Consider the following 13,183-nt stretch of genomic DNA (forward strand, 5'->3'; position numbering starts at 1 on the left):
TTTTTTTGCCAAAAATGTATTAGTTCTCAAAACTTTGCTTATTTTTGCACAGAAAATGTATATCTCTTGGTAAGAGATATACAAATAAGCATATATAAAAGAAGGGAACAATCAATTGTTAATCAATTGATTACTATCACAAAAAAGAGATTCTCTCCTTAAAAAAGATTCACCGAAATAATTTGGACAAACTCTTTGAACGGAAATCGGTCAACAAGTTTCAAGCATCAAGCCAACTTAATCACTTTACGAAGTCAATTTCTCCAGAAAAGAACTTAAAGAAACATTATTTCCTGAGCCGATAAACCGGTAACCTGGGCAATTTACATCAAATGCAATACCGACCTGTTTCATTTTTAGCATTCTTCCTTACGACCTGTTTCAAATCCTTCCTAAAGACCTGTTTCGAGTCCCTCTTTAAGGTCCTCCTCACGTCCTTTCTTCAATGGGGTAGACATTACGCTATACCAATCACGGAAGCTCTTCAAATTTTCCCAATGTTCACCAAACTCCCTAGAGGTGAATTTCGCAATCTCGGCAGCCTCGAAAAAACGATCGAATACACGGCTCCGCAACGCACACAGACGCTCAAGAAGGGAAGATAGATTACGCAGAACGAACAGGCATTTGTCAAACATGCCCTCCACCTTATCTTCCTTCTTGTTGAACTTCAGGATTTCAAGAAGCAAGGACTTAAAGATAAGAAAAAAAATCCTTAAGAGAAAAAGGATTTAGCATAAGTATAAACACAAATAAAGTTGCTTTGAACCATACATCAAAGCAACTTTCATAAAAGCCGGAACGAATGAAAACATTCCTTATTTTTTCTCTTCTTCGACAGAAGACAGTGGCGTACTGTTCTCTTTATAAGCAGCAAATCCTTTCACCTTTGTCCGTTCCTTATTAGCACTTTCCGAAGCGGCACTACCCAGTTGCTGCAAATTTTGCTTGATAGCATCGTGAGTAACAAAGAAATGATCGAGCATAGCTTTCAGATATTCGTCCAATTGGCCTTCTTTGGGAGTAAAGACCGTATGACATTTGGAATGAAGCCCCACGTTTTTCTCATCCTCATCCGCCGTAAAGACAGTGGTCACCAACGAATCCACATTGACCAGATTGACAATCTCTTTTAAGTAAGGTAAAGCCGGATTATCCATACTGATAGACGCCCACCACGGATTCCATATCATGATGAACCGGGCCTCATCCTCTACCGCAATATAAAAATCATCACCTTGATATTTAAAGACAATATGTCCTTCCTCATTGGTTTCCGGCTGACAGCCTATCTTTTTGAGCACAGCTATAACCAGCTCTTCCGTACCGATATCCTCCAAGTCTTCCTTTGTCATACGGTCCAAACGGTCTCTACGTTTTTTACGCTCATGACGGATGCGAAGAACTAAAAATGCAAGCGGCCACAATGCCAATGCAATAACAGCGATTAGAATGGTGAGGTCGGTCATATCTGTTTGCGATTTAAGGGTTCAACATCAAAATACAGATAGTTGCTACACTATGCTAAACAAATATAGCAATTATAATCTTAAAAACATCTATTTCCATCGATTTATTTCAAGTGTTTCTTTATCCAAAGCAAATGCCCGTATTCTGTGTCTTCAGAAGTCCAGTGCTCGTTGACTGGAGTAATCAACGCCTCTTTCGGACAGTTCAGTACATTATAGACAATGTAACTGGTAGTAGGAGGACAAGTATTGTCATTGAATCCCCATGTCATATAAACAGGAACAGTAATCTGTTTGGCAAAATTCACCACATCATAATATGCAAGGGTCTTCATCTTGGCAGGTGTATCCATATCTACCGTATTCTTAAAAAGATGAGGATATCCCCCGGCACGGCCGGCTTTGTAACCTGCCATATCACTTAAAGCGGGATGGTTTGCCACACATGCCGTAACACGCTTGTCAAGTCCTGCCGTAATCAAAGCCAAAGCTCCCCCTTGGCTCCCCCCTTGCACAATAACATTTTTACCATCCCATTCAGGTAATGAAGTCAGCAAATCAATGCTGCGGACACAAGCCAGATAAACCCGTTTCATATAATAATTTTCACGGCTATCCAAGCCGTTTACCAAATAACCGTTTTCCCGACTACTGAAAGCGCGGCTTATTTCGCCGAAAGTGTCCTCATCCAGCTCCGGATTCAAGCCGTGGATTTCTATCTCAAAGCGGATACAGCCTTCTTCCGCATAATATTTATGCCTCATAGGCCCTTTGATCGTCTTGATACCGGCCCCTGGAGGACACAGTACTACCGGATACTTTCCTTCCGCCTTAGGATAGAACAGATAACCATAAATACACTGGTTCTGCTTATTCAGCTGAAGTCTGATCAAGTAACAGTCTATTTTGTCCGTAGAATATTTCTCTACGTACTCTTTAGTATAAGTCAGAGGGAACTGGGCTGCTTCCGCCTTAGTCTTATTCCAGAATTCATTAAAATCAGAAGGCAACTGGGTATAGGGTTGAAGCTTCTCAGGAGAGAAGCCGACTTTGATATGGTGGGAATAAGTTTTACCTCCTAGTTTAGCCGTCAGACGACAATCACGAAAACCGGGCTCTTTCATTGTCCCCATAGAAATAACCGCTTTTCCATTCTTCAGTTTTACAGTTCCCTTGGTATCCGAAGGCATCATGTCGCCTCCCAGCTCATATAAAACCTCCACACCATCTTGCGGAATACCATATTTATAGAACTGAACCTCAATCTTCGCTTTCTCGCCTGTCTTGTACAACCAGTCGGCATGATCGGGTACAGTTACCCAAAGCACATCACTCCGATAAGGATAATTTTCGGCCGCTGCTGAAAGAACGAACAAGACAGCCCCAATAAGCATGCTTAAAAATCTGTTTTTCATTGTAATTCTATTTAATGGTTCTAAAAATCAGTATTAAATCTGCGTAACTCCGCACGCAAGGCACGAGCTCTCCCTCCTGTCATACTATCCAGCAATTCCCAAAAACAAGGACCGTGATTCATTTCCTTGGTATGAGACAATTCGTGTAACAGTACATAGTCCATCAAATGGGGAGGCAACAACATCAAATAACAGGAAAGATTGATACTGCCTGTCCCCGAACAACTTCCCCATCTTCCCTTGCTGCCGGTAATCTTCACACGTTTAAATGGCAAATGATACTGTTCGGACAAGGCAGATAAAAGAGGTGGCAGATACTCTTGTGCATTTTTCTTCATGGCACGGATGATGGCATTACGTACCAGCCTTTGTACTTCAGGTAAAGAAAAATCCACATTCCGCGGACAGATAATCTTGACTCCCTCCTCGGTAAAACGTACGGAAAAGCAAGTAAAGTTACCTTGCTCCAGCCATAAACGGAAACAGGGAGTGTGAATACGAAAATTTAGATCAATCGGTTTCTTGCTCACTTTCCTCCAGTCCTCCAACAGACGTTGCCTGTATTGCTCCACCACCTCCAGCACTTTGCTGCTTAAACTATAAGGAGGAACAGTAACATGCAGTCCGTCGGGCTTTACCCGCATAGTAACATTACGCGCCAGCTTGTGTGTACGCACTATAATACGGTCAAAATCTTTATCCGGAAGTACTCTTTTAGTTGCCATACGGATACAAAGATACAGCTTTCCAATAAAAAAAGGCAGAGATTTGCAACTTTCCAGGAATCTTCACCGTCTAATTAACAGAAACCAATTAAATATATATATTACCATGAGAACAAAAACTATTTATTTTTTCAGTCTTTTTCTGACAATCACAATGATGACAGGCTGTTTCCACATATCATCAGGCCCGAAACCCAGCAAGAGTAAAATGACCAAAAAATATAGCGTAACTCCTTTCAATAAGATAGAGAACAAAGCACCTGCCAACATTGTCTTTACTCAAGGGAATGCGACCAAAGTAGAAGCCGACGGTCCGGATAATTACATCCCCCAACTCATTGTCATGGTCAAAGACAGTACACTGAGTATCAGTATGGATAAAGACAAATTCAAAAACTTCAAAAGTTCAAAAATCAATATCTCAATTACCAGTCCGGTTTTATGCAATATCAAGCAAAGAGGTGTAGGAAGTATTTATCTGAAAGACAGCGTGAAAGTAACAGATCTTTCTATCAGTGCCGAAGGTGTGGGGAGTATTGAAGCAAATGCATTAATGGCACGTTCCATCAAAGTATCCCAAGAAGGAGTAGGAAGTATCAATTTAAAGGGGCAGGCCGGTCATGCGACATATTATTTGGAAGGAGTAGGCAGCCTGAAAGCAAAAGACATGACTGTTTCTGATGTGGTAGTTGAACAAAACGGTGTGGGAAGTGTTTCTTGTTATGCATCCGGGACGATAAATATCAGTGCCCAGGGAGTAGGAAGTGTAAACTACTACGGTGACCCTCGGGTTACCGGACTAAAAAAATCCGGAATCGGAAGCGTTAAGAGCAAATAACTCATTTCATAACTCTCTCTTTACATTAAATTATCTACCAAGCAAAAAAGGATTACTGCTCACGCGGTAATCCTTTTTAAAATTATTTAGTTAGTTAATTTAAAATTTGAGAGAATTGAAACTTCACAGCCTCGAATTAAAAAGTTGTTTTAATAAGCACTAACTATCATATTTATATAAAAGCAAATGAAAATGTTCTAATTTGTTTTCCCTGTCCCTGTACCGGTATCATCAGCGGTAATCTTTGTCACCGTATCTGTAGGCAATACAGGTTCGTATGCCACTTGGGGATCGGTAGTAGAATCCTGATACTCATCGTGTACCGATACCGTATCACTATCACCGCCTTCCATAGCGTGTTGCATCACTGTACCCATAAGAAACAACACGGCAATCATTGCAGCCGCTTTAAACAGAGGCATAAAGCGCGTACGCATAGTCAGACGTTGCGCTTTTACCACCGGTCTTTCTATCCGGGTCAGGATTCTGGTATCAAAATCATCGCCCAAACCTTTCTCCTTCTCCACATCCTGATAAGCAAACAACTGCTTGTAACGGAGTAAATGAGCAGGCACTTCCTTCTGACGAAAGAATGAACGTAGTATTTGCTCTTCTTCCAATGAAGTTTCGCAATTCCAATAACGTTCCAAAAGCTGTTCAATATATTTATAATCCATAATCCTCTATTTCAGTGTATCTTTGTTTTATCTTCTGCCGGGCACGGAAAAGGGTTACTTTCACCTGTTCTTCCGTAATCTGCAGAATATCTGCAATCTCTTTATAACTCTTTCCTTCCACATCCCTCAACTGCATAGTTGTACGCTGTCTTTCGGGAAGCTCATTGACCAGACGGTGAACCAACTGTATTTGTTCGTTCTGCGCCAACCGGTCATAAGGCGTCAATGTATCAGGCATCTCCCGCACTTCAGAGGTCAGTTGCAAATTCTGCGCTTCCATCTTCTGGCTGCGGTCAATTGCCAAGTTACGAGCAATGGTCAGGCAATATGCCTCGATGGATTCAAACTGCGGCCATTCATCCCGCTTGTTCCATACCCTGATCATCGTATCCTGCACCACATCCTCCGCTTCAGCACTATTCAGCGTAATACGAAGCGCCAACCTGTAGAGCTTGTCTTTCAGGGGCAGAATATCGTTTCGGAAACTGATCTCTCGCATTGCTCTGTAATAATGACGGGTGAGTTACACTAAAGTTACACTCACCCGCCTGTTTTTTTTGAATTATTTTTTGATTACGGTTCCACTTCCTTCATTAATGGCTGATGCTAAGGTTATTACCACCTGACTGACTCCTGCATCAATGGCAGAAAAAGAATTTTCCAGCTTGGGAATCATCCCTCCTTGAATAATGCCTTGCGCTACAAATTCTTTAAACTCTTCAGGAGTAATGACAGGAATTACACTGTCATCATCATTTTCGTCACGCAATACGCCCTTTTTCTCAAAGCAATAAACCAATGTCACATCAAACAAGGACGCTAATGCTTTGGCGGTTTCTCCGGCAATGGTATCAGCATTGGTATTCAGCATGCTTCCTTTACCGTCATGGGTCAATGGAGCCATAACAGGCACAATGCCCTGACGGATCAATGTCGCCAGGAAACCGGCATTTACTTTCTCCACATCACCAACAAAGCCATAGTCCACGTCTTTTACCGGACGCTTTACCGAACGGATCACATTCATATCGGCTCCGGTCAGTCCAATGGCATTCACACCTTTTGCCTGAAGGCCGGCTACAATATTCTTGTTCACCAGTCCGCCATATACCATGGTTACCACTTTCAGCGTTTCTGCATCCGTAATGCGGCGGCCATTCACCATCTTGCTTTCAATCCCTAGTTGTGCCGCCAGTCTGGTAGCAGAGCGCCCGCCACCGTGTACCAACAACTTATAACCTTCTATAGCAGAGAAATCAGCCAACAACTGATTAAGTGTAGACTCTTCCTCTACAATTTTTCCACCTACTTTTATGATAGTCAGTTTCTCTTTCATGCTATTATTCCAAATAAGTATATCCGTACAACCCGGAACGATAATTAGAGAGGAATTCTTTTCCTTCCTCTACAGAAATTCTTCCTTCCTTCACTGATTTGGTCACCCAGGTTTCCAGTGTACGCACCAATTTCTTCGGGTTATATTGTACATAATCCAAAACCTCGGCCACCGTTTCACCATCAATTACCTGATCAATAGAATACCCTTTGTCATCCACCGTAACATGCACCGCATTGGTATCTCCAAACAAATTGTGCATATCACCCAGAATCTCCTGATAAGCACCAACCAAAAATACACCTATATAATAAGCGTCTTTTCCCTTCAACGAATGTACCGGCAGGTCATGCGATACATAACGGGTAGAGATAAAATTGGCAATCTTTCCATCCGAATCACAAGTGATATCCTGCAAGGTAGCATTTCTGTCGGGCTTCTCATCCAGACGCTGGATAGGCATGATAGGGAATATCTGATCTATCGCCCACGAGTCCGGCAACGACTGGAACAACGAGAAATTACAAAAATATTTATCAGCCAGCAGTTTGTCCAGTTTGCGGAACTCATCGGGCGCATGTTTCAGCCCCGAAGCAATCTGATTGATCTCACGGGTCACCGACCAGTACAGACGCTCTATCTGGGCACGGGTCTTCAAATCCACAATACCGTGGCTGAATAAATCAAGTGCTTCCTCACGTATCTGCTGTGCATCGTGCCAAGCCTCCACCATACGGCTCTGATTCAGATTATCCCATATCTCATAAAGTTCATGTACCAGTTCATGATCATTTTCACCCACTTCGAAATCCTCATCCATTTCGGGCAGAGTCGCCGTTTCCAGCACCTCGAAAATCAGCACGGAGTGATGGGCGGTCAGTGAACGTCCGCTTTCGGTAATAATATTCGGATGAGGAATTCCATTCTTGTCACTGGCATCCACCAGCGTAGAGATAGAGTCATTCACATACTCCTGAATAGAGTAGTTCACACTGCTTTCACTATTGGCAGAACGAGTTCCGTCGTAATCCACACCCAAACCGCCACCGATATCCACAAATTCCACATTAAATCCCATCACATGCAACTGCACATAGAATTGCGATGCCTCACGCAGAGCTGTCTTGATACGGCGTATTTTAGTCACCTGGCTGCCTATATGAAAATGAATCAGTTTCAGACAGTCCTTCATGTCTTTCTTTTCCAGAAAATCAAGCGCTTCCAGCAATTCACTGGATGTCAAGCCAAACTTACTGGCATCTCCTCCGCTATCTTCCCATTTACCACTTCCCGAAGAAGCCAGCTTAATGCGGATACCTATGTTAGGACGCACATTCAGCTGCTTTGCCATTTTGGCTATCAGGCGTAATTCATTCATTTTCTCCACTACCAAGAAAATGCGTTTCCCCATCTTCTGTGCCAGCAGAGCCAGCTCGATATAACTTTCGTCCTTATATCCGTTACAGATAATCAATGAATCCGAATCTGTATTCACAGCTATCACCGCATGAAGTTCAGGTTTGGAACCGGCTTCCAGTCCCAAATTGAATTTCTTTCCATGACTGATGATTTCTTCCACTACAGGACGCATCTGATTTACCTTGATAGGATAAATGATAAAATTCTGGGCCTTATACCCATACTCATCAGATGCCTGCTTAAAGCAGTTCGCGATTTTTTCAATACGATTATCCAGAATATCCGGAAAACGGACCAGCATAGGAGCTGCCACATCCCGCAATTGCAACTCATCGACCAACTCTTTCAAATCGACCTCAACGCCGTCCTTACGAGGAGTTACCACTACATGACCTTTGTCATTGATACCAAAGTACGAAGTTCCCCACCCTGTTATGTTGTAGAGTTCTTCCGAATCTTCAATACGCCATTTTCTCATTTCTTCTTCTGTACAAAGAGTGTGTATTTTACTATATATAATTATTTATTCAATTTCTTTCTCAAGCTGTCAACAGAGGCTTGAATTTGTCTTTTATCCTCCAGCTCATCAGCCTTAAACAGATGTTTCGCCTTTGAATAAAACGGATGTCTTTTCTGTAACGCCTCACAGATAAAATCCATCAGTTCCTCATCACTTTTATTTGCTAACAATGGACGTTGCTGCTTGGCCACTCTCAGACGGCGGAACAATACGGCAGGTTCCACATCCAGAAACACCGTATCACCGCAATCATTCATATACTCCATGTTATCAAAAAAACAAGGTGTTCCTCCACCGGTCGAAACAACCACATCTTCAAACTCGGCCACTTCGTGCAACATTTTCCGTTCCAGTTCCCGGAATCCGTCTTCTCCGCGTTCCAAGAACAGCTGTTGAACGGTTTTATGGAAACGTTCCTCGATAAACCAGTCCAAATCAATGAAATTCAGACTCATTTCACGGGCAAACGCCTTACCTAGAGTCGTTTTGCCCGCGCCCATATATCCTATTAAAAATATACGTGTCATTTTTTTGCTTTTGCAGTGCCCTTTACCTTGGAAGCCGCCTTACTTTTTGCGGATTCTTCGGGCTTTTCGGACTCCTCTTCCATATTCACGGTTCCCCTGTTTCTTGAAGCCGCTTTCGTTTTACGCGTTTCCGCCTTGCTTTTCTGCAATTCAATCACCTTAAAACAAGCCTCCAGACTTAAATCTGCCGGTTCTACATTCTCAGGAATCTTATAATTCTTTTTCTGATAACTGATGTATGGGCCGTAACGTCCGTTCAAGACCTGCATATCAGGGTCAGCATCGAATACTTTAATAAACTTCTTCTCCTGCGCTTCTATCTTATTCTTGATCAACTCTACCGCCTCATCCAAAGAAATCTCCATCGGATCCGTTCCTTTAGGAATAGAAACAAACAGTTTGTCATAGCGCACGTATGGTCCGAAACGCCCTACTCCTACCGTTACCGTATGGCCGTCATAATCCCCCAACGTACGGGGAAGCTTGAACGCATCCAATGCTTCTTCCAACGTAATGGTTTCCATCGACAATCCCTTTGTCAACTGCGCAAAACGCGGTTTTTCCTCATCATCGGCAGTACCAATCTGAATAACCGGACCGAAACGACCGATCTTAACCGATACCGGCTTACCGCTTACAGGATCTGTTCCCAATACCCTTTCACCCACCTTATGCTCAGTCTTAGAGTGAATGGTCTTATCTACCAACGGATGGAAGCCTTTATAGAAACTGTCCATCATGCCAGTCCATTCCTTTTCTCCTTCCGCCACTTCATCGAACTCTTTCTCCACATTCGCTGTAAAGTTAAAGTCCATGATTTCAGGAAAGTATTCCATCAGGAAATCGTTTACCACGATACCGGTATCAGTAGGCAACAACTTGGCCTTTTCATTTCCCGTCATCTCTGTCTTGGTAGTTTCCGTAATCTTGCCGCCTTTCAGTTTCAAGATATCATACGGGCGTTTCACACCTTCACTGTTTCCTTTTTCTACATAACCGCGTTGCTGCACAGTAGAAATGGTAGGTGCATATGTAGATGGACGACCGATGCCCAACTCTTCCAGTTTGCGTACCAGGCTGGCTTCCGTATAACGGGGCGGACATTGGGTAAAGCGCTGAGTCGCCAGGATTTCTTTTCTTATCAGTTTTTCCCCTTTGCTCAGAGGCGGCAACAGACGGCCCTCGTCTTCCTGCTCATTGTCATCATCGTATGATTCCTTGTATACACGCAGGAAACCGTCAAAAGTAATCACCTCGCCGGTAGCGATAAATTTCTCGCTACTGTTGCTGATTACAATAGTAGCCGTTGTTTTCTCCAGCTCCGCATCTGCCATCTGTGAAGCGATGGTACGTTTCCAGATCAGTTCATACAATTTCTGCTCCTGACCGGTTCCGTTCACCGTTTCATTCTCCATATAGGTAGGACGGATAGCCTCATGCGCTTCCTGTGCTCCTTTAGTCTTGGTGGCAAACTTACGGACTTTGACGTATCTTTCTCCCATCAGGGACAAGATAGTCTGCTTGCTGGTATTCAAAGCCAGATCCGAAAGGTTCACCGAATCCGTACGCATATAGGTAATTTGTCCGTTTTCATACAGACGCTGTGCCACCATCATGGTCTGCGCTACTGTAAATCCCAACTTACGGGCAGCTTCCTGCTGCAACGTAGAAGTAGTAAACGGTGCCGCCGGCGATTTCTTCACAGGGCGGGTTGTTATATCTTCAATAGAGAACTGCGCATCCTTACAAGTTTCAAGGAAAGCCTGTGCTTCTTCCTTGGTTTTGAAACGGTTGGACAATTCCGCTTTCACTTCAACTTCATTTCCATCGACATCAGGTACTTCAAACACTGCTGTAACGCGATAAGACGGCTCACTGACAAAAGCATGCACCTCACGTTCACGTTCCACAATCAAACGAACGGCAACAGATTGCACACGTCCGGCAGAAAGAGCAGGCTTTACCTTCTTCCACAATACCGGTGAGAGTTCAAAACCTACAATTCTATCCAGAATACGGCGTGCCTGCTGGGCATTTACCAGATTCACATCAATGTCACGCGGATTTTCGATGGCCTTTAGTATCGCTGTTTTGGTTATCTCGTGGAATACAATGCGCTTGGTCTTCTCAGGGTCCAGCCCCAAGACTTCAAACAAGTGCCATGAAATAGCTTCTCCTTCACGGTCCTCATCGGATGCAAGCCATACCATATCAGCTTTCTTTGCCTCCGCTTTCAATTCGGCTACCAATTTCTTTTTATCTGCCGGTATCTCGTAAGTCGGCTCAAACCCATTCTCTACATCGATACTAAACTCCTTCTTTTTCAAATCCCGGATATGCCCGTAACTGGAAAGGACTTTATAATCATTGCCCAAGAATTTCTCAATGGTTTTAGCCTTGGCGGGTGACTCAACTATTACTAGATTTTTTTGCATAATACTATGTATTCCATTTTATTTTGGGGCAAAAGTAGAAAAAAAGCAGAAGCACACCTATATAATAAGGTATGTTTCTGCTTTTTTTTCTTAAAAAAATCCTTTCCGAGTGCCTATTTAACTAAAAAGCCAAAGAAAGCCCGGCTAGAACATTCAGTTTTTCAGCAGGATAGCCGTACTCATAATAATATTGTTTATTCAACAGATTACTCACACGCCCAAAAACAGACAGATCTTTCAGGAAAGTATAACTGGCTCCCACACTCAAATTGCTGATATTGCCCAAACCAAAATCCCTGCTGCTATTCCCTTCTTCTATCACATATTCTTTCCGCTGTACATATTCATAGCCCAAATTAACCTTCAATCCTTCAAAAACCTTAGCCTCAGCATAGAAATTCAATTCAAACTTGGGCTTGGTCACTAAATACAGCTCTTCATTTTCATTGTCTGTCTTCCAGCTATAAAATGTACCTTTCAATGAAGCGTCAAACCAGTCCTTATAACCGTATTTCAATTCAGCACCTCCATACGCGGTTTTCGCTTTATCCTGCAAGAAATGAGTAAAATAATACCCGTCCGCATCCACCAGATTGCAAAACAACTCATCTTTACTGATCCGATATCCACCAAAGACATTAAACCACAAACCATTTACCGGAGATGCTTTAAAACCCAATGTAGCATTCAGTGGCACATAGGTAGAAGGCATCCGGGCGTTTAAAGACCAATAAGGTGAAAAAGCATTCAACCGGCGATAATCATTCAGTTCACGCCCTCCCAGCGCATGTAAATAAAGCACATAACTCTCCGAGAACAAGTATTCGGCTTTCACGTCAGGAGACACATCAATACCACTGTCCTCTCCCGACTGCCAATCCACATGAGCACCGACACGGACCCGCCAGTCATCACTTTCCAACATATAATAAGGATTCAAACCCAGTGAAGTATAGTTGCCCATTAAACTGTCCGAAGAATAAAACAGGTTATCCATCTCGAAACGGATACCTACCCGTTGCTCATTATCCAGCTTGCCCCATACATCTCCTTCAGTGTGGACAATCTTCTCCTTACCTGTAGATGCATTGCCTGAATAATCCAGCGGATATTTGATACCAAAATACTTCAATCCGGTCTGCAAAGTGAATTGCAAAGGAAGCGATTCATCTCTGGAAGAAACACCTATGTGAAAATCGCCTAAAGTATGATGCTGTTTATCAGTAGCTCTGGCAGAAGCCGTATGCATTTCGGAATCAGGCATATAGTTAAACACTTGTGATTGCAGGCCGCCACCTAAATTCAAAGTTACCTTACTGAAATCATGAGAATAGTCCAAACGGAACTCAGTAGAATAAAAACGTGATTTCCAATCCTCAGCATTCCAATGCTTCAGCTTTCCGTTCATGCCATCCAGAGATACCCCGACTTTCAGACGGTCCTTTCCGGTGATATTCCACAGATACCCAGCCTTAAAATCCACATTCCCATAATTTCCATATCCGGCACGGACATATCCACGTTTCGCGCGGTTCATAGCCCATTCACGGGTTACAGGAGACATACTTTCATACGTCCAGGCCGAAACAGGGCGCAAGGCTGTAGCATATTCTATGCCTTTCTTCATTACAGCCGGCTCCTCCACCCTAGGCAGGACATTAATCTTTGAGGCATCCATGATATTGGGATTATACTCATTCTCTACCACCACAGTGCGGTTCAACGTACTATCTTGCTGCGCATATGCAACAGACAGAGGCAAAAAAGCCAATATAATGGACAATTGACAATGGACAATTGACAATTTCTTACTTATCATATT

General features: G+C 43.1%; 12 protein-coding genes. 1 reads left to right on the forward strand and 11 read right to left on the reverse strand.

What is annotated here, in order from left to right:
- Positions 1 to 392: 392 nt before the first annotated feature.
- The 4 genes from RE317_RS10560 to RE317_RS10575 all read right to left on the reverse strand — a co-directional run bounded on the left by RE317_RS10560 (position 393) and on the right by RE317_RS10575 (position 3,609).
- Positions 393 to 638: a hypothetical protein gene (locus tag RE317_RS10560; RefSeq protein WP_008668540.1), complete on the reverse strand. Its 246-nt coding sequence runs from the start codon at positions 636 to 638 to the stop codon at positions 393 to 395.
- 180 nt (positions 639 to 818) lie between these two features.
- Entirely contained in the window at positions 819 to 1,469 is a 651-nt protein-coding gene (locus RE317_RS10565) for a YbjN domain-containing protein (protein ID WP_005849680.1), read from the reverse strand.
- Between the two features lie 104 nt (positions 1,470 to 1,573).
- Complete coding sequence (locus RE317_RS10570) at positions 1,574 to 2,884, reverse strand: acetylxylan esterase (protein WP_008668544.1); 1,311 nt, start codon at positions 2,882 to 2,884, stop codon at positions 1,574 to 1,576.
- Positions 2,885 to 2,904: 20 nt separating this feature from the next.
- Positions 2,905 to 3,609 carry a M48 family metallopeptidase gene (locus tag RE317_RS10575; RefSeq protein ID WP_008668546.1) on the reverse strand — a complete coding sequence of 235 codons (705 nt, stop codon included), beginning with the start codon at positions 3,607 to 3,609 and terminating at the stop codon, positions 2,905 to 2,907.
- A gap of 106 nt (positions 3,610 to 3,715) precedes the next feature.
- On the opposite strand from RE317_RS10575, the gene RE317_RS10580 reads away from it, so the two are divergent.
- Complete coding sequence (locus RE317_RS10580; protein ID WP_117889404.1) at positions 3,716 to 4,447, forward strand: head GIN domain-containing protein; 732 nt, start codon at positions 3,716 to 3,718, stop codon at positions 4,445 to 4,447.
- A gap of 197 nt (positions 4,448 to 4,644) precedes the next feature.
- Here the strand turns inward: RE317_RS10580 and RE317_RS10585 are convergent, their stop codons facing one another.
- The 7 genes from RE317_RS10585 to RE317_RS10615 all read right to left on the reverse strand — a co-directional run bounded on the left by RE317_RS10585 (position 4,645) and on the right by RE317_RS10615 (position 13,180).
- Positions 4,645 to 5,124: a hypothetical protein gene (locus tag RE317_RS10585; RefSeq protein WP_005849684.1), complete on the reverse strand. Its 480-nt coding sequence runs from the start codon at positions 5,122 to 5,124 to the stop codon at positions 4,645 to 4,647.
- Positions 5,114 to 5,623, reverse strand: a complete 510-nt coding sequence (locus tag RE317_RS10590; RefSeq protein ID WP_005838819.1) for an RNA polymerase sigma factor — start codon at positions 5,621 to 5,623, stop codon at positions 5,114 to 5,116. Before RE317_RS10590 ends, RE317_RS10585 begins: the two co-directional genes overlap by 11 nt.
- Before the next feature lie 63 nt (positions 5,624 to 5,686).
- Positions 5,687 to 6,460: an acetylglutamate kinase gene (gene argB / locus RE317_RS10595; RefSeq protein WP_005849685.1), complete on the reverse strand. Its 774-nt coding sequence runs from the start codon at positions 6,458 to 6,460 to the stop codon at positions 5,687 to 5,689.
- 4 nt (positions 6,461 to 6,464) lie between these two features.
- The gene (gene speA / locus RE317_RS10600; RefSeq protein WP_005838815.1) at positions 6,465 to 8,357 is read right to left on the reverse strand and encodes a biosynthetic arginine decarboxylase; all 1,893 of its coding nucleotides are present in this window, start codon (positions 8,355 to 8,357) and stop codon (positions 6,465 to 6,467) included.
- Between the two features lie 41 nt (positions 8,358 to 8,398).
- Positions 8,399 to 8,926, reverse strand: coding sequence for a shikimate kinase (locus tag RE317_RS10605; protein ID WP_005838813.1), 528 nt, complete (start codon positions 8,924 to 8,926; stop codon positions 8,399 to 8,401).
- A complete protein-coding gene (topA, locus tag RE317_RS10610) occupies positions 8,923 to 11,361 on the reverse strand; it encodes a type I DNA topoisomerase (RefSeq protein WP_008668551.1) in 2,439 nt (812 codons plus the stop codon). Before topA ends, RE317_RS10605 begins: the two co-directional genes overlap by 4 nt.
- Before the next feature lie 121 nt (positions 11,362 to 11,482).
- The gene (locus RE317_RS10615) at positions 11,483 to 13,180 is read right to left on the reverse strand and encodes a TonB-dependent receptor (RefSeq protein ID WP_008668553.1); all 1,698 of its coding nucleotides are present in this window, start codon (positions 13,178 to 13,180) and stop codon (positions 11,483 to 11,485) included.
- Positions 13,181 to 13,183 lie beyond the last annotated feature (3 nt).

This window comes from Phocaeicola sp. GP0067 (assembly GCF_031119655.1).
Classification (GTDB): domain Bacteria; phylum Bacteroidota; class Bacteroidia; order Bacteroidales; family Bacteroidaceae; genus Phocaeicola; species Phocaeicola vulgatus.

Coding starts and splice junctions, on each gene's coding strand:
- RE317_RS10560 (WP_008668540.1), bottom strand. CDS start 638: ATGTTTGACAAATGCCTGTTCGTTCTGCGTAATCTATCTTCCCTTCTT.
- RE317_RS10565 (WP_005849680.1), bottom strand. CDS start 1,469: ATGACCGACCTCACCATTCTAATCGCTGTTATTGCATTGGCATTGTGG.
- RE317_RS10570 (WP_008668544.1), bottom strand. CDS start 2,884: ATGAAAAACAGATTTTTAAGCATGCTTATTGGGGCTGTCTTGTTCGTT.
- RE317_RS10575 (WP_008668546.1), bottom strand. CDS start 3,609: ATGGCAACTAAAAGAGTACTTCCGGATAAAGATTTTGACCGTATTATA.
- RE317_RS10580 (WP_117889404.1), top strand. CDS start 3,716: ATGAGAACAAAAACTATTTATTTTTTCAGTCTTTTTCTGACAATCACA.
- RE317_RS10585 (WP_005849684.1), bottom strand. CDS start 5,124: ATGGATTATAAATATATTGAACAGCTTTTGGAACGTTATTGGAATTGC.
- RE317_RS10590 (WP_005838819.1), bottom strand. CDS start 5,623: ATGCGAGAGATCAGTTTCCGAAACGATATTCTGCCCCTGAAAGACAAG.
- argB (WP_005849685.1), bottom strand. CDS start 6,460: ATGAAAGAGAAACTGACTATCATAAAAGTAGGTGGAAAAATTGTAGAG.
- speA (WP_005838815.1), bottom strand. CDS start 8,357: ATGAGAAAATGGCGTATTGAAGATTCGGAAGAACTCTACAACATAACA.
- RE317_RS10605 (WP_005838813.1), bottom strand. CDS start 8,926: ATGACACGTATATTTTTAATAGGATATATGGGCGCGGGCAAAACGACT.
- topA (WP_008668551.1), bottom strand. CDS start 11,361: ATGCAAAAAAATCTAGTAATAGTTGAGTCACCCGCCAAGGCTAAAACC.
- RE317_RS10615 (WP_008668553.1), bottom strand. CDS start 13,180: ATGATAAGTAAGAAATTGTCAATTGTCCATTGTCAATTGTCCATTATA.